The organism is Brachybacterium sp. UNK5269, from assembly GCF_049266655.1.
Lineage (GTDB): Bacteria > Actinomycetota > Actinomycetes > Actinomycetales > Dermabacteraceae > Brachybacterium.
On record NZ_CP184883.1, the window covers coordinates 2,391,430 to 2,409,737 of the forward strand.

Sequence of the window (18,308 nt, forward strand, 5' to 3'; positions counted from 1 at the left end):
GGGCGGTTGGGCTCAGAGGGTGATCTCGAGGACGGCGAGGCCGGGGAAGATCGCGAAGACGATGACCAGGGGCATGACGAAGAAGACCACCGGGATGAGCATGAGGATCTCGCGCTGGCCTGCGGTTTCCATCAGCTCGCGCTTGGAGGACTCCCGGGCGTCCTGGGCCTGGGCGCGCAGCACGTCCGCCAGGGGGGTGCCGCGCTCGATGGCGATCGAGACGCCCTCGCCGAAACGACCGAGCGACTCGAGCGGCGTGCGGGAGCCCAGCGAGGTCAGCGCCTGGGAGACGCTCGTGCCGGCGCGGATGTCCGCGACGGTCGCGGCGAACTCCTCCGGGAGCGCGCCCGACGACGTGCGGGCCACGCGCTCCATCGCGGCGATCGGGCTTTCCCCCGCAGCGACGGCCAGGGCGAGCAGGTCGGCGACGGTGGGGAACTCGCGCGCCATCCGCGAGGCGCGCCGCGTGATCTCCACCCCCAGCAGGTAGTCGCGCAGCAGCACCCCGCACAGGGCTCCGAGGCCCACGATGAACAGCCCGAGCAGGGGGCTCGCCCCGCGCAGGCCGATCGCGGCCAGGGCCAGGACGATGCCCAGCACCAGCCCGGCCGCACCGAAGACGACCTGCTCGATGCGGAACGAGTCGGTGGAGGTGCGCCGTCCGGCCAGGCGCAGGCGACGATCGAGCTGATCGGCCCCGCCCGTGAGCCGCTCGAGCAGGCCGAGCCCCCGGTGCGCCACCGGTCCCAGCAGGTTCTCGAGCACGATCCGCGGTCGACTGGCGGCGCGCGGTCCGGCGAACAGCGACGCGGAGCGTGAGCGGCGCAGGTACGGATCGACGCGCGCCGCGAGATCCCGGGTGCGCAGCCAGGGCAGCTGACCGGCGATCATGGCCAGCCCGACCCCCAGAAGGAGGCCGAGCAGAGCGCCCGCGAGCACATCGGGGCTCATCGCAGCACCCTCTCGTCCTGCGGGAGACGGGCGATCTGCAGCATGACGCGATAGGCGACGAGGGAGACGGCGCCCCCGGCGGCGATCAGGCCGAGCCCGGTCGCGGAGTCGTAGGCCTGGGCGGCCTCGGGCCGGGTGGCCATCAGCGCCAGCACGAGCCAGGGCGCTGCCAGCGCGAGACGGGCCGCGTTGATGGTCCATGACTGCCGAGCCTCGAGCTCCGCCCGGGTCCTGGCGTCCTCCCGCAGGAAGCTGGCCAGGGTGCGCAGCAGGCCGCCCAGGTCGGTGCCGCCGACATCGCGCGTTATGCGCAGCGCCTCGACGATCCGGTCGCCGACGGGATCGGCCAGGCGGACCTTCAGGCGGTCCAGGCAGGCCGCGAAGTCACCGGTGACCTGGTAGTCGAGGGCGAACTCCGCAAAGGCCGGCTGGAGCTCCTCGGGTCCCTTCCTGCTGAGCTGGACCAGGGCCTCCGGCAGGGAGAGCCCGGCGCGGATCGCCGAGTTGATGTGGTCCACCGCCTCCGGCCAGACCTCCCTCATCGCCGTGGTGCGACGACGGGCCGCGGAGTGCAGGACGACCACTGGCAGGATCGAGCCGAGGGCGCCGATCGTCAGCGACGGGACCACCGCGCTGGAGATCGCCCACAGCGTCGCGGCGACGACCAGCCCGAGGCCCGCGCTGAGAGCGGGCACCGCGGCCGGCGGCACCGTGTCCAGGCCGACCGTGATCAGGTCGTCCCGCAGCCGGTCCATCACCCGTCCCAGCGCTCCGCGCCGCGCCGGGCGAGCCTCCTGCTCCCACAGCGACCACCAGATCGAGAGCAGACCCAGACCCGCGATCAACCCCAGGAACGCCCCGTCGCTCATGCCGCCACCGCCCTTCCCAGCAGCGCGGTCAGGTCATACCCCGCCCGGGCGAAGCGATCGGCGTGCGGCGGGCGGCCGTCCCCGCGCACCAGCCGATCGCCGCGCTGGGAGAAGACGTCGGAGACCTCGATGACGTCGTCCTCGACCCGTCCGCTGAGGCCGGCGATCTCCCGCACCCGTCGGCGGCCGTCGGCCAGGATGTCCAGGTGCACGACCAGGTCGATCGAGCTCGCGACCGTCGGCACCACGAAGCGGCTGGCGACGTTCTCCCCGGCCAGCAGGGGCAGGGTGCACAGCTTGGCGACGGCGTCGCGGGCAGAGTTCGCATGGATCGACGCCATCCCGGGCAGGCCGCTGTTCAGCGCGATCAGCATGTCGAGGCACTCGGCTTCCCGCACCTCGCCGACGATGATCCGGCTGGGGCGCATGCGCAGCGCTTCCTTCACCAGGCGCCGCATGGAGATCTCCCCGGTCCCCTCGAGGTTCGCCTGACGAGTCTGCAGGGCCACCACATCGCGCAGGGCGAGCCCCAGCTCGAACACCTCCTCGATCGTGACCACGCGCTCCCGCGGCCCGATCGACTGCGCCAGGCAGCGCAGGAAGGTCGTCTTGCCCGCGCCGGTCGCTCCGGAACACATCACGTTCAGCCCGGAGGCGACCGCGGCGTCGAGGAAGTCGGCGGCCTGCTGGGTGAGCGAGCCCAGCGCGACCAGGCCCTGCAGATCCTGGGCGGTGGCGACGAACTTGCGGATGTTGATCGCCCAGTGGGCGCGGGTCACGCTGGGGATCACCACATGCAGGCGGGACCCGTCCGGCAGCAGCGCATCCACGAACGGGGTGCTCATGTCCAGGCGCCGCCCGCTGCTGACCAGCATCCGCTCGACGATCCCGCGGACCTCGGTGTCGCTGAGGACGAGCGTGGTCAGCTCGCTGCGCCCGTTGCGCGCGCAGAAGACCTGGGATGGCGAGTTCAGCCAGATCTCCTCGACGCTCGGATCATCCAGCATCTCCTGCAGCGGCCCGAAGCCGCCGATGCGGGCCGCCACCTCGGCGACCATCGTGTCGTCGTCGTGGCGCAGCAAGGGCACCTCACCGGAGGCGGAGCGGCTGTCGTAGTCCGCGACGACCTCGCGGATCAGCGGCTCCAGCTGATCCGCACGCACGTCGAGCCCGCGGCGCCGGATCAGCTCGCGCGACTCGCTCTCGATGATGGTGGCGGCATCCATCCGTTCCCCTCCCGGCCCTGACCGACCGGTCCCTCGACCCCAGCAGGGTGTGATGCAGATCGCATCGTGAGGGTCACTGTAGGCACAGTTCGTCGCGACGCGCCCGCCGCGCGGAGGAATTGTGGACAACCCTCCCGATTCCCGCCCATGGCAGGATGACGGCGCACCCCTCCCCGGATTCGACCCGTCACCAGGAGCGTCCTCATGGCCGACCACTCTTCTGCGCAGGACGACGGCGCCCACCTCAGCGGCACCACCGTGAAGTACATGGCCAGGCGGGTGCTGACCGAGTTCACCCGCGACGGCGGCACCGATCAGGCCGCGAAGCTGACCTACTTCATGGTGCTGTCCATCGCGCCGACCCTGCTGGCCGTGTTCTCGCTGGCCACGCTGCTGCTTTCGGACATCAAGGACGAGATCGCTGAGCTGATCGTCTCGACGATCAACTCCGCCGCAGGCAGCAGCGATCTGGGCGCGGAGGAGGCCGTCCGCTCCACGGTCAACTCCCTGCTGGGCTCCGCGACCGGCGGCACCATCGCCCTGATCGTCGGCATCGCGACCGCGCTGTGGTCGGCGTCGGCCTACATCAAGGCCTACGGCCGGGTCTCGAACCAGATCTACGAGGTGCCCGAGGGGCGCGGCGTGGTGAAGATGACCGGGACCATGCTGGCCCTGACCGTGGCGCTCATCGTCGGCATCCTGATCGTGATGGTCTCGGTGCTGTTGAACCAGTCGATCGTGGAGGCCGTGCTGGGCCCGATCGCCTCGGCCATCGGCGCCGAGAGCACCCTGATCTTCCTCACCGAGACGTTCCTGCCGATCTGGGCCTGGGTGAAATGGCCGGTGATCCTGGTGATCGCCTTCGCGCTGATCTCGCTGCTGTACTGGGGAGCGCCGAACGTCAGCAAGCCCTACCGCTTCATCTCCCCCGGTGGCGTCTTCGCGATCCTCGGCATCGCGCTCGCCGTGGTCGCGGTGTCGATCTACATGAGCACCGTCGCCGGTTACTCCAGCTACGGCGCCATCGGCGGCATCATGGCCGTGCTGTTCGCGCTGTGGGTGGTCAACATCGTGGTCGTGATGGGCGCCGAGGTGGACGCCGAGTTCGAGCGGGCCCGCGAGCTCGAGGCGGGCAAGCCCGCCGAGGAGTCGCTGACACTGCCGATGCGCGAGACCAAGGCCGCGGAGAAGGCCGCGGACAAGCGCGAGGACATCGTCGACGCGGGCCGCGACATCCGCCTGCGGAACCTCCACCATGACGCCGAGGCGTACACGAGCGAGGAGTACCGGCTCACCGCACCCGGCGACGCCGCGGCGCCGTCCGGTGACGCGAAGCGGACGGGCCGGTCCACCCGGGACTCCTGACCGGTGCGGCGCGGGATCCGACCGGGGTCTGACGCGCCCGGGACCCCGCCGCCCGTACCCTCGGGGGCATGACGACCAGCCCGGAGGCCGAACCGGTCGCGCCCACCGGGCGCGCCCGGTTCCGCGACCCGTTCCGCTGGATCATCGAGAACCCGGGCACGGTCGACGCGATCGCCTTCGGCGCCACCGCCCTCATGATCCTCGTCCTCGGCCTGCTGTCGGGGGCCGCCGGCTGGTGGATCGTGTTCACCGTGCCGATGGTCGCCGCCGGGGCGCTGTGCCGGGTGCGCCCGCGCGCCGGCGTGCTCGTGATCGGTGCCCTCGCCCTGGTGCACGTGCTAGTCAACGTTCCAGTGGTGCTCGGCGACGTGATGACCTTCTACGCCATGTTCTGCGCGATCGCCTACGGCCGCCCGCTGGTCCACGCCCTGGGGCTGGGAGCCGGGTTCCTCGGCGTCCTCACCCAGGCCTCCTACTGGGCGGTCCTGTCCCTGCGGCGCCAGTACGGGGGCGCCCTCGAGGCGCTGACCACCTTCGTCGGCCTGGGGATCGTGGGCACCATCACCGTGGTCGCCATCTGGGCGCTGGCGAACCTGCAGCGGGCCCGGGTGCGGCAGCTGGACCTGACCCGTCAGCGCGCCGCACAGGCCGCCCGGGAGCGCGAGCAGCGCACCGCGCTGGCCGTCGCCGCGGAGCGGGCGCGGATCGCGCGGGAGATGCACGACGTGGTCGCCCACTCGCTCTCGGTGATCATCGCGCAGGCCGACGGCGGCCGCTTCGTCGCCGCGCAGAAGCCCGAGCAGGCCGTCGAGGTGCTGGGCACGATCGGGGAGACCGGACGGGCGGCGCTCGCCGACATGCGCTCCCTGCTGGGGGTGCTGCGCGAGCAGGACGAGACCAGCTTCGGACCGCAGCCCGGCCCGGAGATGCTGCCCGAGCTCGTCGAGCGGGTGCGCGCCGCCGGCCTGGAGGTCTCGCTCACCCTCGAGGGGCCGCTCGAGGACCTCCCCCCGGCCACCGGACTGTCGCTGTTCCGCCTGGTCCAGGAATCGCTGACCAATGTGCTCAAGCACGCCGGCCCGGCGGCGCACGCCGCGGTGCGGATCCGGCGCACCCCGCAGCTGCTCGCGGTCGAGATCGTCGACGACGGGCAGGGCGGCGCGGCGCCGGGCGACGGGCAGGGCCACGGGATCACCGGCATGCGCGAGCGGATGTCCGTGCTCGGCGGTTCCCTGCAGGCCGGCCCGCTTCCCGGCCGCGGCTACCGGGTCCTGGCGACGGTGCCGCTGGACGGCTCCCGGCTCCCGGCCACCCCTGCCGCGTCGGTGTCCTCCGCGGGCCCGACGGCGCCGGCCGCTGCGGCACCGGCCGCGAACCCGTACGCGCCCTCCGCTCCGGACTCCCCCGCCGCCCCGATGCCCGATCCCTATGCACCGGCCGCCGCGCCCGCCCCGCCCCCGCCGTCCCCAGGAGAGACCCGATGAACCGTCCCCCGGATCGCCCGCTGCGCATCGCCCTGGTCGACGACCAGCCGCTGGTGCGCGCCGGCTTCGCCATGGTGATCGACTCCCAGGACGACATGGAGGTCGTCGCCCAGGCCTCCGACGGCGCGGCCGCGGTCGAGGAGCTGCGCGGACGCACCGTGGACGTGGTGCTGATGGACGTGCGGATGCCCCGCATGGACGGGATCGAGGCCACCGCCGCGGTGCTCGCGCAGGCCCCTGCGGACAGGGCCCCGAAGGTCATCGTGCTGACCACCTTCGACCTCGACGAGTACGTGGTCGCCGCGATCCGGGCCGGTGCCAGCGGCTTCCTGCTCAAGGACGCCCAGCCCGAGGACCTGCTCGGGGCGATCCGCACCGTGCACCGGGGCGATGCGGTGATCGCCCCGTCGGCCACCCGGCGCCTGCTGGAGCGGGTGGTCAGCGCCCCCGCCCCCCGCGACCGGGACACCTCGGTGCTGGATCCGCTGACCGAGCGCGAGCGGGAGGTGTTCACTCTGATGGGGCGCGGGTACTCCAACCGGGAGATCGGGGCGGAGCTGTTCGTGGCCGAGGCGACCGTGAAGACGCATGTGGGCCGGGTGCTCGCGAAGCTCGGGGCCCGGGACCGGGTGCAGGCCGTGATCATCGCCTTCGAGACCGGGCTGGTCACCCCCGGCAGCGACTGAGCGCGCATCCGACCGGGGTATGACAGCCCCTGGTCCTCGGGTGGAGCAGGGCCCGGCCCGGCGCGACCGCAGGCGGACGACGCGCGCCGGGGCCGGTGGGGATGATCGGTGATGACCGACCACCTCCTCCTGAAGGACACCGATGACCACCGCACTGCCGGCCGCTCCCCCGACCCCTCCCGCCGACCGCGGCCCTGCCCTCGTCGCCCGCGGCATCACCCGCACCTACGGCACCGGCGCCGGCGCCGTCACGGCGCTGGACGCGGTGGATCTCGAGATCGCGCGCGGCGCCTTCACCGCGATCATGGGCCCCTCCGGCTCGGGCAAGTCGACCCTGCTGCACGTGCTGGCCGGGCTCGACGTGGTCGACCAGGGCTCCATCCGACTGGACGGCACCGAGATCACCGGCCTGGCGGACGACGACCTCACCGTGCTGCGGCGCGAGCGCATCGGCTTCGTCTTCCAGTCCTTCAACCTGCTGCCGATGCTGAGCGCCGAGCAGAACATCGTGCTGCCGCTCGAGCTCGCCGGAGCGCGGGTCGACCGCGCTTGGCTCGACACGCTCACCGCCGCCTTCGGCATCGCCGACCGCCTCACCCACCTGCCCTCCCAGCTCTCGGGCGGACAGGTCCAGCGGGTGGCGATCGCCCGCGCCCTGGTGACCTCCCCGGCGGTCGTCTTCGCCGACGAGCCCACCGGCAACCTCGACTCCCTCACCACCGAGGAGGTCCTGGACTTCCTGCGGCTCTCGGTCGACGAGTTCGGGCAGACGGTCGTCATGGTCACCCACGAGCGGGAGGCCGCCGAGCGCGCCGACCGCATCATCACCCTCGCCGACGGCCGCATCGCCGCGGACGAAGATCTGCGAGACCTGCGGGGGCGGCGCTGATGACGCACCGCACCTCCGTCAAGCTCACTCCCCTGCGGCGCCACCTCGCTGCTGCTCTGACCATCGCCCTGTCCTGCGCCTTCGTCGCCGTGATGGTGCTGGCCGGGAGCCTCGTGCAGAGCTCCCTGAGCGCCCAGGCCTCCCAGCGCTACGACGGCGCCGACCTCGAGATCCAGCGGCCCGTCGCCGAGCAGGACTGGGAGGCCCAGGCCCCGCTGCCGGCCCCCGAGGTCGACGGGGCCGACGCGGTGTGGCCGATGCTCCAGTTCTACGTCGAGCTGCAGAGTCCCCGGGCCGGCAGCAGCTTCCTGGTCGCCATGATGCTGCCGCCCGGGGACGAGGGCGCCGCGCTCCTCAGCGAGGGCACCGTGCCCACCACCGCCACCGAGGTGGTGCTCGACGAGCGCGCCGCCGAGACGCTCCAGGTCGATCTCGGCGGGAGCGTGAGGCTGCCCGCGGGCTCGTCCATGACCGGCCAGGAGATCACCTACACGGTCGTCGGGATCGCGGCCCCCGCACCCGGGGCCGCCTTCGGCGGCAGCTCCCGCCTGCTGGTGACCCCCCAGAACCTGCCGGCACTGGCCGGCCCCTCCGAGGGCACCGTGACCGACGTCTGGCTGGCCAGCGTCCCCGAGGGCGCCGATCCCGACGCTGTCGCCGCTGCGGCCACCGGCGCGGACGGCCTCACGGTGCGGACGATCGACGAGGCCGAGGCGGAGGCCGCCACCGAGATCACCCGGGGCTTCGGCGCGCTGGGGATGCTGCTCGGGGTGTTCGTGGTGATCGCGCTGTTCACCAGCGCGGTGGTCATCGCCAACACCTTCGCGGTGACGATCGCCCAGCGCACCCGGAGCCTGGCCCTGCTGCGCACCCTCGGCGCGACCCGCTCGCAGGTGCGCGGGGTGGTCCTGCGCGAGTCGCTGGTGGTCGGGCTGCTCGGCGCGGGACTCGGGATGCTTGGCGGGCACCTGCTGGTCCAGGCCGCCCTCGCCGGCGCCGCCGCGGTGGGCTGGCTCGACGGCCTCCTGCCGGTGCCGATCGGCCTCTGGTCGGTGCTGCTGCCGGTGCTGGCGGGCGTGGTGATCACGCTGCTGGCGAGCCTGGCCCCGATGCGCTCCGCGACCCGGGTGGCGCCGCTGCAGGCGCTGCGCCCCGCCCCTCCGGTCCAGCGCCGCGCACTCGGCGCCGCCGGGATCCTGGGCCTGCTGACCGGGGCCGTCGGCATCGCCGCGCTGCTGGGCGGCACCGCCCTGGCCCTGGTCGGCCCGGCGTCGCTCGGGATCCTGCTGGCGATCGCCGGGGGCGTGCTCAGCTTCACCGGCATCCTGGTCTCGCTGCGGCTGCTGACCGAGCCGCTGTCCGCGCTGATCGCCCGCCTGGTGGGCCGGATCGGCGCGGTGCCGGCCCGGATCGCCGGCGCGAATGTGGCCCGCAACCCCCGGCGCAGCGCCGCCACCATCGCGGCGCTGCTGATCGGCACCACGCTGATGACGATGATGGCGGTCGGCGCCCGCACCGCGGAGTCCACCCTCACCTCCGAGCTCGACTCCCGCCGACCGATCGACCTGATCGTCTCCGCCCAGGAGATGCCCGAGGATGCGGCCTCCCGGATCGCGGCGATCGACGGCATCGCCTCCGTCCATCCTGCCGCCCGCGGTGACATCGAGGTGGGCGCCCAGGAGCCGATGACCCTCTACGGCGCGACCCCGGAGGCGGTGCGGGAGACCTCCCACCGGCCGGGCATGGCCGCGGAGCTGGGCGAGGGGGTGGTGCTGCTCGGTCAGGAGCGCGCGGAGCGCTTCGGGCTCACCGACGGCCAGGTCCTCGAGGTGACCGGCGCCGACGGTGCCCGCCACCCGCTGCGGGTGCAGGTCGACGCGAACCTCCAGCTGTCCCTGGTGACCCCCGGGACCCTCGACCGGCTCGTGGGCGGCTCCGCCACTCCCGTCGTGCTCGGCGACTTCGCCGATCCGGGCAGCCCCGAGCGCGGTGACGTCGACGCCTTCGCCATCATCGACGACATCGACGAGCTGCTCACGGCGGAGGGCTACGTCGAGGCCTCGGCCGACGTCGGCGGCGCGGAGCGCGAGGGGTACGCGCAGATCCTCTCCGTGCTGCTGGGCATCACCGTCGGCCTGCTGGCGGTGGCGGTGCTGGTCGCGCTGGTCGGGGTGGCCAACACGCTGAGCCTGGGCGTCGTCGAGCGCAGCGGGGAGAACGCCCTGCTGCGGGCGCTGGGCACCACCCGCCGGCAGATGCGGGCGATGCTGGCCTGGGAGGGGGTGCTGCTCGCCCTCGTCGGCGCGGTGCTGGGGCTGCTGATCGGCAGCGTGTACGGCGTCCTGGGCATCCAGGCGCTGCTGGGGTCGACCTACCCGGTCGCGATCACGATCCCGTGGACGCAGCTGGCGCTGGTGCTGGTGCTGTCGGTGGTCGCCGGGGGTCTCGCCTCGGTGCTGCCCGGCCGTGCGGCCGCCCGCACCGCCCCGGCGGCGGCGCTGGCCGACGCCGGCTGAGGGCCCTGAACGGCGCTCCGCACCGCTCCCGGTGCGGAGCCCCGGCGGGGTCGGCGACCGCCGCGTCAGTCCTCGGTGCTGGGCAGCGGGGTCGAGGTCACCAGGCGCGCCAGCAGCACGAACAGCACGATCGACAGCAGCAGGGCGAGCCCGCCCTGCCAGAGCAGGCCGGTGCGGATGAGGCTGGCTCCCACTAGGGCCTGGAAGAACTGCCAGGTCATGCCGTAGCCGAGGCCGAAGCGGCCGCGGACCAGGATCGACCGGGCGGCGAGCCCGGCGGCCAGGGCGAACAGGAGCAGGAACACTCCCAGCCCGGTGCCGAACCGGGCGTCGAGGACGCCGCCGGCCACGGCCACGAAGCTGTAGGTCGCGACGGCGGCGATCAGCAGCGCCTCCAGGCCAAGCAGGACGGCGACGAGCGGACGGGTGCGCCGGCGGGCGTCCGCGGACTCGGCGGGGCCGCGCGAGGATGCCGGCTGCGGGCCGCCGGGCGCGGCGGAACGGGGTGCGGTGGGCATGGGGGAACTGTAGCGGCGACGGCTCCCGGCCCCGCTCCGGTCGCCGTGCCACGAGCATGCCCCGCGCCTGCTGGCAACGGCTTCGTGCCGGGCATCACCCCTGCACAGAGGTGACGTCCGCGGGTGTGGGAAGTGCCACCAGGCTTGCCCGGGAAGACCCTTGTCGGCGCCGCGACCTGCCCAGAGAATGGACTACGGCTCGTACGCCGACGGAACCCGCAGGGGCACATCGCTCCCGGACCGCGAGGACGAGCCAGAGACCCGAGAACGCCCCATCAGGGAGCGACCCTCGCCGCGTCTCGTCCTCCGGGGCGGGACGTGGCGTTCTGGAAAGAGAGAGTGACGATGGACTGGCGCCACCGTGCCGAGTGCCTCAACCATGATCCCGAGCTGTTCTTCCCGATCGGGAACACGGGGCCGGCGATCACCCAGATCCAGGAGGCCAAGGCGGTGTGCCAGCGGTGCGACGTCATGACCGCGTGCCTCAAGTTCGCTCTGGAGACGGGCCAGGACTCCGGCGTCTGGGGCGGCCTGTCCGAGGACGAGCGCCGCTCCCTCAAGCGCCGCAACGCCCGCGCCCGCCGCGCCGGCTGATCGAAGTCCTGCGGCCCGGGTGACCGGCGCCGCAGGACGACCTCCGGGGCCGCGCCCCGGCCCCTCCCCACGACGTCCCCGCCCCCGGGCGCGACCCGCCGCTCAGAGCGTGAGCGGGTCCAGGTAGACGTCGACCGTCGCCCGCGTGCCGCCGCCGGGGCGGTCCTCCCAGGTGAGGGTCCCCCCGAGCTGGCCCTGCACCAGCGTCAGGGCGATGTTCGTGCCCAGCCCCGTCGGCTTCGCCCGACCCATCCCCGCCCCGTCGTCCTCGATGGAGATGACCAGGTGCGAGCCGGTGCGCTCGCTGCGGATGGTGAGGGTCCCGCCCCGCTCCGACAGACCGTGCTCCACGGCGTTGGTGGCGAGCTCGGTGACCACCAGCGCCAGCGGGGTGGCCTCCTCCGCCCGGATCGACCCCACCCGCCCGATCTTCTCGGTGCGCACCTCGACCTGGGCATCGGCCTGCTGCGGCGTCCCCGCCCGGTGCACGGTCGCGCTCGCCGCATCGACGGCGAGCCGCAGGCAGCGATCGATGACGTCGTCGAAGTGCACGGCCTCCTGCGAGCCCTGCAGCAGCGACTCGTGGACCAGCGCGATCGTCGAGACCCTCCGCATCGCCTCGGCCAGCGCCTCCCGCGCCTCCTCGGACTTCATCCGCCGGGACTGCATCCGCAGCAGCGCCGCGACCGTCTGCAGGTTGTTCTTGACCCGGTGATGGACCTCGCGGATGGTCGCATCCTTGGTGATCAGCTCGCGCTCGCGGCGGCGCAGGTCGGTCACGTCGCGCACCAGGATCACCGCGCCGGTGCGCTGGCCGCGCTCGGTCAGCGGCACCGCCCGCAGCGAGAGGGTGCCGCCGCGCGCCTGCATGTCCGAGCGCCAGGCCGCTCGCCCCATCAGCACCAGCGGCAGGGACTCGTCCACCGGGGTGCGCGACTGCAGCACCTCGGTGGACAGCTCGGCCAGGGTGATGCCCTCCATATCGCCGGCGATCCCGAAGCGGTGGAAGGCCGAGCGGGCGTTGGGCGAGGTCCACTGGACGACGCCGGCCGCATCGAGCTCGACCACACCGTCGCCGACCCGGGGTGCGCCGCGGCGCGGGGGGATCGCGGCGCCCTCGATGGGGAACGCCCCGACCTCGAGCATGCTCAGCAAGCGGGTGCCCAGCGCGCGTTGGCGCAGGTGGTTGTCGGAGGGCTGCGTCTCCTCGACCGGGGCCTCGGTGGCGAGGACGGCCAGGGTGCGCCCGTTCTTGCGCACCGGGACCAGGGCTCCGAGCGCCTCGCGGCCCTCCCGCCGGATCGCGGTGCTGGTGCGGTTGGGCTCGGCGCCGGCCAGCAGCTGCGCGATCTCCCGGCCCTCGTCCTCGCCGCTGAGGACCGTCCCGACGGGGTCCTCGTAGTAGACCGTCGAGCCGGTGGCGGGGCGGCAGTGCGCGACGGCTTGCGGCCCCTCCTCCGCCTGCAGCCAGAGCACGAGATCGGCGCGCAGGAGGTCGGAGAGCAGGTTCCAGTCGCCGACGAGATGCTGCAACCAGTCCCGCTCCTTCTCGGAGAGACCACGGTTGTCGGCGAGGAACTTGGACAGGCTCGGCATGACGACAGGATAGGGGTCGCTCCGCCTGCCCCGCGCACCCGCTGCCCGCCGCGGGCCCCGGCACGACGCCGTCGGCGGACCGCATGCGACGATCGGTCCCTGCCCTAGGCTGGGCGCATCGAGTTCCGAGGAAGGACGAGGATGAAGCTTCGCGAGACCCTGCACCTCCCGCTGTCGGCCGGGGCCGCCGCCGACATGTACGCCGATCCCCGGTACGCCCAGGTCCGGCGCCAGACCCTCCGCGCCAGCAGCGCCGAGTCGGCCCTCGAGGGCGATCCGGCCGGCGCGTTCACCGTCCGCACCACGCTGATGATGCCGACCGACCGGGTGCCGGACATCGTGCGTCCCTTCGTCGGCTCCTCCGTCACGATCCGCGAGGAGCAGGCCTGGTCCGCAGCCGCGGCCGACGGCAGCCGCACCGGCACCATGACCCTCGACGTGGTCGGCACCCCCGCCGGCATGACCGCCGCCCTGCGGCTGTCCCCCACCGAGCAGGGCAGCCGGGTCGAGATCGACGGCGACCTGGTCGCCAAGGTGCCGCTGCTCGGTGCCCGGCTCGAGAAGGCCGCGATGCCCTACGTCTCGACGGTGCTGCGCGCCGAGGAGCGCTCGGCGGCGACGTACCAGGCGCAGTCCGAGTGAGCCGCGGGGCCGCCTGAGGGCGCCGCCCCGGATCCCGGACGGCGCTGCGGGTCCCCCGCCCCCGGCGCGACCCGCTGCGTCCGGTGCTCAGTCGAGGCGCGCGCCGTCGAGGAAGGCCAGCGCCTCGGTCCCCTCGCTGGCGTCGAACCACAGCAGGGCGGGATCGGTGTCGTCCTGCTCGGCGGAGGCCGCATCCAGCTCGGTGACGTGGAAGCTCGCGATCCTCGCCGAGCACGCCTCCCGCAGTCGCAGCCCGAAGGCTCCGCCCTCCTCCTCGGCCGCCTCGACCGCCCGGTCGGGGACGTCGGCCGCGATCACGAGCGCCCGGGACGCGGACCCGACGGCGCGGAGCGCCACGTGCGCCGCATCCTGCAGCGCCTCGTACTCGAGGTCCTCCTCGTCCTGCCCGGGCCGATCGCCCCGGGCCTCGGCGGTGACGGCCCATCCCGGGCGGCCGCGCTCCAGGTCGATCACGCGACCGGCGCTCTCGAGGACCGGCCGGTCCGGGTCGGTCAGCGGCAGGTAGATCCTCATGGCTCCCATCCTCTCACCGACCCGCCGGCCCGTCGGCCGCGAGCTCCTGCCCCAGCAGCGCGGGCGCGACGGCGATCTCGCGCAGCCCTCGGCGCAGCGCCGAGCGGGGAGCGGCCTCGGCCAGCAGGGCGCCGTCCCAGGCCGCGGTGCGGCAGGCGACCGGGTCATCGGGCAGCACGTGGAGTCCGGAGACCGGGATCCGGGAGGCGATCAGGTCCCGCACCCGGTGGCCGGGGATCGGCGCCCCCACCCGGTTGACCACCACCTGCAGCTCCCGTACCCCGAGCTCCTGCAACCGGGCGTGGTCCCGCAGCAGCCGCGTGATGCTGACCGGGTCCGCGGTGACCACGGCGAGGACGGCGTCGGCCGCCTCCAGCGCGCTGATCGCCGCCGCGTTGCGCTGCGGTGCGGCGGTGTCGTAGCTCAGCTCCTCGTCCTCCTCGAGGACCGGTCCGACGTCGAGGACCACCAGGCCGCCCCGGCGCCGCAGCGCCGCCCAGACCCCGTCCAGCGAGGTGCGGCGCAGCTCGGCCCAGCGGCCGGGGACCCCGATGCCGCTGAGCAGCCGCAGTCCGGGCTGGACCAGCGGGAGCAGGGACTCGAGGGTCTGCGCATCAAGGGTGTCGCGGTCGTGGGCCCGGCAGGCCGCGACCAATCCCGGGGCCTCGTCGAGCACCCCCAGCATCTGGCTCAGCGCGGGTCCGTAGGTGTCCCCGTCCACGAGCACCGTCGCGGTGCCGGCGAGTGCGGCCTCGGCGGCCAGGTTCACCGCGACGGTCGAGCGCCCCGGCGCTCCAGCCGGCCCCCAGACGGCGACCAGCCGACCCGGCGCTCCCGCGGCGGCCGGCTCGACCTCCTGCACCCAGGCGCCGGCCGACTCCGGCTCGCCGCTCACCGCCGCCGTGACGGTCTCCAGGATCACGTCGATCGAGGCGTCGCCGGGCAGGACGTGGCGCAGTCCCAGCCCGGTGGCCTGCGGGTCCTCCCCGGAGCGCAGCCCGACCACCGCCGCGTCCCGCATCATCGCCGCGATCGGGTCCCGCCCCAGCCCGCGGACCGACACGTCGATGAGCACCACGTCGCCGATGCCGGCCGCGGTGACCGCCAGGGTCTCGGCGAGATCGGCGCAGCGGCGCACCACCCGCGCCCTGCCCCGCCCGTCGATGGCGAGGTCGTGGACGATCCGCACCTCGTCGCTGCCCGAGGCGCACAGCACGATATCGATCACGGGGTGACCCCGTGGGCTCCGGGGACCCCGATCACGTCCAGCCGCTCCTCCTGCGAGAGCACCTCGAGGACGTCGGCCAGGCTGCCGACCGGGACCAGCACCTCGACCGCCATCGACCGCATCCCCAACGAGTTCCCCTCGTCGATGCGCCGCACCACGGCCTCGGAGACCAGCAGCGCCGCCTCCCCGGAGCCGCCGTCCTCGGTGGCGGGCACCGTGTGCCAGAGCTCGACCGTGGCACCGGGCGTCACGGACTCCGCGACGGTGGTGTCGACCGGGATCACCACGGGACGCAGCGGGACGTCGCCCGCCTGGCCGACCGCCGAGACGGGCACCAGCTCACCGGCCTGGATGGTGCGCGTCGCGACCGCTCCCTCGGGGACGGCGTCGAGGGTGCCGACGTAGAGCTCGGTCTGGTCGCCGAGCCGGAGCTCGACGGTGGTCAGGTCGGCGGCATCGATCACGTCGCCGGGGACCACGGGCGAGCGGGCGACGAGCACGGGCGTGGTCTCGGACAGGCGCGAGACGAGCAGCGCCCCCATCAGCACACTGGCCACCACGAGCACGATGCCGACGATCAGCCGCGGATCCTTCCACTGCGGCCTGCGCAGCCTCATCACCGGTGCGGTCGCCCCCACGGCATCCTCCTGCCCTGCTCCGCGGCCCGTGCGGCCGGGTTGTCTGGGGAGGGTACGGCAGCGGGGCGCCCGATGGGACCCCTACGGCGATCATTGGGGACGGCCGGGGCCGCCCGACGCGGCCCGGACCCGCGCTGGACGGGAGGTGCGCGCGGGGGAACGCTCGTCCACAGCGCCGCCGCCACCGCACCGGCGGGCGGGGCGAGGTGCCAGAATGGCGGGGTATCAGCAGCTCCACCCGATCGGAAGGGTCCTCGATGGCGCCCCGTTTCGTCCCGCTGTCCGACGTCGCAGAGATGCTGTCGATCTCCGCGTCGCAGGCCTATGCCCTGGTGCGGTCCGGCGAGCTGCGGGCCATCAAGGTCGGCGGGCGCGGGCAGTGGCGGGTGGAGACCAGCGAGATCGAGGACTACATCCAGCGCAGCTATGCCGCCACGGCGCGCCTCCTCGAGCAGGAGCGCGAGCTCGAGCAGAGCACGGAGCGCGAGCGGCGCTGACCGCCGCGTCCGGGCCGACGGCCCGGCGCCGGACCGGCCCGACGGGTCGTCTCAGCGGGGGATCACCGCCAGCAGCGACGCCGTCGCCACGGTGATGCGCGAGGACCCCGGCACCGTCACGACCTCGCCGGTCGGCAGGGAGTGGACGTCCATCGCATCCGCCCCGACCGCAGCGATCCGGCCGATCAGCCCGCCGGCGGTCGTCTCCACGCGCACGATGCTGCGGTCGCGGGCGATCTCCCGCAGGACCGAGCCCAGTCCGAGCGGGGAACGGACCGAGGCCTCGACGGGCCGGGCACGCGTGGACAGCCCCTCCACCAGGACGATCGCGGACAGCGGCACCACCGCTCGCTGACCGCCCTGCTCCTCGCGCAGCGCGACCCACTCCGCGCCGACGTCCTCGACCACGCCGCCCAGGCGCAGCGTGGCGCCGACGTGCACGGTCAGGGACAGCCCGGCGGCGCCCCGCAGCCGATCGGCGAGGGTGAGCTGCGCGCGCTCGGCCCGGGTGAGGTCCTCCGCGACGGCGCGCAGCTCCTGCTGCTCGTGATGCGCGAAGCGTCCCTCGAGGTCGTCGAAGAAGCGCTCGAATCGCATGGGGTCACTGTAGGCGTCCCGGCCCGACCGGTCCTCCCCGCCCCACCATCGTCCACAGCCCGTCGGCGAAGCGTTGCACTGTGACGCGGCACACAGTAGTTTGCTGCACATGCAGTCCAATGACGTCGAACTGCATCGTTCTGCATCAAACGACAGGATCCGCACGGCGAGCTGGACGGAGGACGGACCCATGGAGGACGACAGCACCGCGGCGCCGGCTGCACGGCCGGGAGCCGCGCTGCTCGGCGCGGTGATCGCGGCCGGGGGCACGGCCGGCATGATCGCCGCGGGGGCCGCGCTGGCGCCGACGGCCCTGACCGGCCACGGCGAGGCGGCACTGCTCACCGGGGTGCTGCTCGCCCTCGCCGGTGCCGGCGCCCTGCTCTGCCTCTACCTGGCCCTGGTGTGGACGCTGAGTGCCCTGGTGCTGCTCGCGGGACCTGCGAGCAGCACCGGCACTGCGCTGCTCGCGGCCCTGCGGGTGCTGGCGCCGCGCCTGGCCCGGCGGGTGACACTGGGCGCCGCGGTGGCCACGACCGCGACCGGACTGGTGCTGGTCCCGGCGCTGGCGAGCGAACTTCGAACGCCGCCCGGTCCGGAGCAGACGATGATCCTCCCCGCGCCGATGGCCGAGCTGCCTCCGCTCGAGGCCCCGGCCCCGGATCCCGAGGCCGCCGCGGCGGGATCGACCGACGGGGACCGCGACCCGGACGACCGTGCGGCACCGCTGCCGCCGCTGGGGTGGGGGCAGCCGCCCGCTCCGGTCGGCACCGACCCCTCGGCGCCCGCAGCGCCGACCGGCCCCGCGGATCCCGAGGGTCCCGCCGACCCCGAGGGACCCGCCCCGGCCGCTTCCCTCCCGCGCACCGTGACCGTGCAGCGCGGCGACAGCCTGTGGAGCATCACGGACGATCTGCTCGGTCCCGCCCCCGACGGCATCTCCGAGATCGCCGCCTCCTGGCCGCAGCTCCACGAGGCCAACCGTGACCTGATCGGCCCGGATCCGGACCGTCTCCTGCCCGGGCAGGAACTCACCGTCCCCACCCCACTGACCCCCCAGGACCAGCCATGACCACCACCGATCAGCGACCATCCCCCCGCGGCGACTCCACCGAGCCCCTGTCCCCCGATGATCCGCGGGTGGTGGCGCGCATGGTCGCGCCGGTGGCCCGCAGCGCCGTGGAGATCATCCGGGACATGCGCCCGGTCAATGCCCTGGCACGGGTGGTGACCCCGGAGGTGGGGCAGATCCTGGCTCGTCGGGCCGCTCTGACCCGACGACTGCGGGCCTCGACCGGCTATGCGCCGCCGCGGCAGCTCCAGGTCACCGGGGAGCGCATCTGCGTGGTCAACGAGCACACCGTCGAGGTCAGCTGCGTCCTGCGCGAGCCCGACCGGGCCCGCTTCCTGGCCATGCGGTGGGAGCTGCGGCACACGGGCTGGCGGGTGACCGTGCTGGAGATCGGCTGACGTCGGGC

The 18,308-nt window shown here is 73.9% G+C and carries 19 protein-coding genes; 10 read left to right on the forward strand and 9 right to left on the reverse strand.

Going from position 1 to position 18,308, the window contains the following annotated elements; all coding sequences use genetic code 11:
- Nucleotides 1–12 precede the first annotated feature (12 nt).
- The 3 genes from ACOJUI_RS11240 to ACOJUI_RS11250 are packed head-to-tail and all read right to left on the reverse strand — an operon-like array spanning nucleotide 13 to nucleotide 3,046.
- On the reverse strand, nucleotides 13–951 hold the full coding sequence (locus tag ACOJUI_RS11240; protein WP_422115045.1) for a type II secretion system F family protein: 939 nt from the start codon (nucleotides 949–951) through the stop codon (nucleotides 13–15).
- Nucleotides 948–1,820 (reverse strand): type II secretion system F family protein, encoded by an 873-nt coding sequence (locus ACOJUI_RS11245; protein ID WP_422115046.1) that lies wholly within the window; start codon nucleotides 1,818–1,820, stop codon nucleotides 948–950. The genes ACOJUI_RS11240 and ACOJUI_RS11245 overlap by 4 nt, the downstream gene beginning before the upstream one ends.
- Entirely contained in the window at nucleotides 1,817–3,046 is a 1,230-nt protein-coding gene (locus tag ACOJUI_RS11250) for a CpaF family protein (protein WP_422115047.1), read from the reverse strand. The genes ACOJUI_RS11245 and ACOJUI_RS11250 overlap by 4 nt, the downstream gene beginning before the upstream one ends.
- 204 nt (nucleotides 3,047–3,250) lie before the next feature.
- Between ACOJUI_RS11250 and ACOJUI_RS11255 the strand changes: the two genes are divergently transcribed.
- The 5 genes from ACOJUI_RS11255 to ACOJUI_RS11275 all read left to right on the forward strand — a co-directional run bounded on the left by ACOJUI_RS11255 (nucleotide 3,251) and on the right by ACOJUI_RS11275 (nucleotide 9,986).
- Entirely contained in the window at nucleotides 3,251–4,411 is a 1,161-nt protein-coding gene (locus tag ACOJUI_RS11255; RefSeq protein ID WP_422115048.1) for a YihY/virulence factor BrkB family protein, read from the forward strand.
- A 68-nt stretch (nucleotides 4,412–4,479) separates the two neighbouring features.
- On the forward strand, nucleotides 4,480–5,895 hold the full coding sequence (locus tag ACOJUI_RS11260) for a sensor histidine kinase (protein WP_422115049.1): 1,416 nt from the start codon (nucleotides 4,480–4,482) through the stop codon (nucleotides 5,893–5,895).
- On the forward strand, nucleotides 5,892–6,581 hold the full coding sequence (locus tag ACOJUI_RS11265; protein ID WP_422115050.1) for a response regulator: 690 nt from the start codon (nucleotides 5,892–5,894) through the stop codon (nucleotides 6,579–6,581). Before ACOJUI_RS11260 ends, ACOJUI_RS11265 begins: the two co-directional genes overlap by 4 nt.
- Nucleotides 6,582–6,723: 142 nt before the next feature.
- A complete protein-coding gene (locus ACOJUI_RS11270; protein ID WP_422115051.1) occupies nucleotides 6,724–7,470 on the forward strand; it encodes an ABC transporter ATP-binding protein in 747 nt (248 codons plus the stop codon).
- Nucleotides 7,470–9,986, forward strand: a complete 2,517-nt coding sequence (locus ACOJUI_RS11275; RefSeq protein ID WP_422115052.1) for an FtsX-like permease family protein — start codon at nucleotides 7,470–7,472, stop codon at nucleotides 9,984–9,986. The genes ACOJUI_RS11270 and ACOJUI_RS11275 overlap by 1 nt, the downstream gene beginning before the upstream one ends.
- Before the next feature lie 65 nt (nucleotides 9,987–10,051).
- On the opposite strand, the gene ACOJUI_RS11280 is transcribed toward ACOJUI_RS11275, so the two are convergent.
- Nucleotides 10,052–10,504, reverse strand: a complete 453-nt coding sequence (locus ACOJUI_RS11280) for a hypothetical protein (RefSeq protein ID WP_422115053.1) — start codon at nucleotides 10,502–10,504, stop codon at nucleotides 10,052–10,054.
- A gap of 345 nt (nucleotides 10,505–10,849) precedes the next feature.
- Here ACOJUI_RS11280 and ACOJUI_RS11285 point away from each other — a divergent pair, with 345 nt between their 5' ends.
- The gene (locus ACOJUI_RS11285) at nucleotides 10,850–11,098 is read left to right on the forward strand and encodes a WhiB family transcriptional regulator (protein WP_422115054.1); all 249 of its coding nucleotides are present in this window, start codon (nucleotides 10,850–10,852) and stop codon (nucleotides 11,096–11,098) included.
- 102 nt (nucleotides 11,099–11,200) lie between these two features.
- Here the strand turns inward: ACOJUI_RS11285 and ACOJUI_RS11290 are convergent, their stop codons facing one another.
- Entirely contained in the window at nucleotides 11,201–12,694 is a 1,494-nt protein-coding gene (locus ACOJUI_RS11290) for a sensor histidine kinase (protein WP_422115055.1), read from the reverse strand.
- A 141-nt stretch (nucleotides 12,695–12,835) separates the two neighbouring features.
- Between ACOJUI_RS11290 and ACOJUI_RS11295 the strand changes: the two genes are divergently transcribed.
- Nucleotides 12,836–13,336 carry a DUF2505 domain-containing protein gene (locus tag ACOJUI_RS11295; RefSeq protein ID WP_422115056.1) on the forward strand — a complete coding sequence of 167 codons (501 nt, stop codon included), beginning with the start codon at nucleotides 12,836–12,838 and terminating at the stop codon, nucleotides 13,334–13,336.
- Nucleotides 13,337–13,423: 87 nt separating this feature from the next.
- On the opposite strand, the gene ACOJUI_RS11300 is transcribed toward ACOJUI_RS11295, so the two are convergent.
- From ACOJUI_RS11300 to ACOJUI_RS11310, 3 genes are read right to left on the reverse strand one after another with little or no spacing between them, the layout of a single operon-like run.
- Nucleotides 13,424–13,870 carry a DUF6912 family protein gene (locus ACOJUI_RS11300; protein WP_422115057.1) on the reverse strand — a complete coding sequence of 149 codons (447 nt, stop codon included), beginning with the start codon at nucleotides 13,868–13,870 and terminating at the stop codon, nucleotides 13,424–13,426.
- 13 nt (nucleotides 13,871–13,883) lie between these two features.
- Nucleotides 13,884–15,098 carry an AAA family ATPase gene (locus ACOJUI_RS11305; RefSeq protein ID WP_422115058.1) on the reverse strand — a complete coding sequence of 405 codons (1,215 nt, stop codon included), beginning with the start codon at nucleotides 15,096–15,098 and terminating at the stop codon, nucleotides 13,884–13,886.
- The gene (locus ACOJUI_RS11310; protein WP_422115059.1) at nucleotides 15,095–15,736 is read right to left on the reverse strand and encodes an SAF domain-containing protein; all 642 of its coding nucleotides are present in this window, start codon (nucleotides 15,734–15,736) and stop codon (nucleotides 15,095–15,097) included. Before ACOJUI_RS11310 ends, ACOJUI_RS11305 begins: the two co-directional genes overlap by 4 nt.
- A gap of 257 nt (nucleotides 15,737–15,993) precedes the next feature.
- Between ACOJUI_RS11310 and ACOJUI_RS11315 the strand changes: the two genes are divergently transcribed.
- Nucleotides 15,994–16,233 (forward strand): helix-turn-helix domain-containing protein, encoded by a 240-nt coding sequence (locus ACOJUI_RS11315; RefSeq protein ID WP_422115060.1) that lies wholly within the window; start codon nucleotides 15,994–15,996, stop codon nucleotides 16,231–16,233.
- Between the two features lie 51 nt (nucleotides 16,234–16,284).
- Here ACOJUI_RS11315 and ACOJUI_RS11320 read toward each other — a convergent pair whose 3' ends face one another.
- Nucleotides 16,285–16,830 (reverse strand): hypothetical protein, encoded by a 546-nt coding sequence (locus ACOJUI_RS11320; RefSeq protein WP_422115061.1) that lies wholly within the window; start codon nucleotides 16,828–16,830, stop codon nucleotides 16,285–16,287.
- A gap of 190 nt (nucleotides 16,831–17,020) precedes the next feature.
- Here ACOJUI_RS11320 and ACOJUI_RS11325 point away from each other — a divergent pair, with 190 nt between their 5' ends.
- Entirely contained in the window at nucleotides 17,021–17,902 is an 882-nt protein-coding gene (locus ACOJUI_RS11325; RefSeq protein ID WP_422115062.1) for a LysM peptidoglycan-binding domain-containing protein, read from the forward strand.
- Nucleotides 17,899–18,300 carry an Rv3235 family protein gene (locus ACOJUI_RS11330; RefSeq protein ID WP_422115063.1) on the forward strand — a complete coding sequence of 134 codons (402 nt, stop codon included), beginning with the start codon at nucleotides 17,899–17,901 and terminating at the stop codon, nucleotides 18,298–18,300. Before ACOJUI_RS11325 ends, ACOJUI_RS11330 begins: the two co-directional genes overlap by 4 nt.
- Nucleotides 18,301–18,308 lie beyond the last annotated feature (8 nt).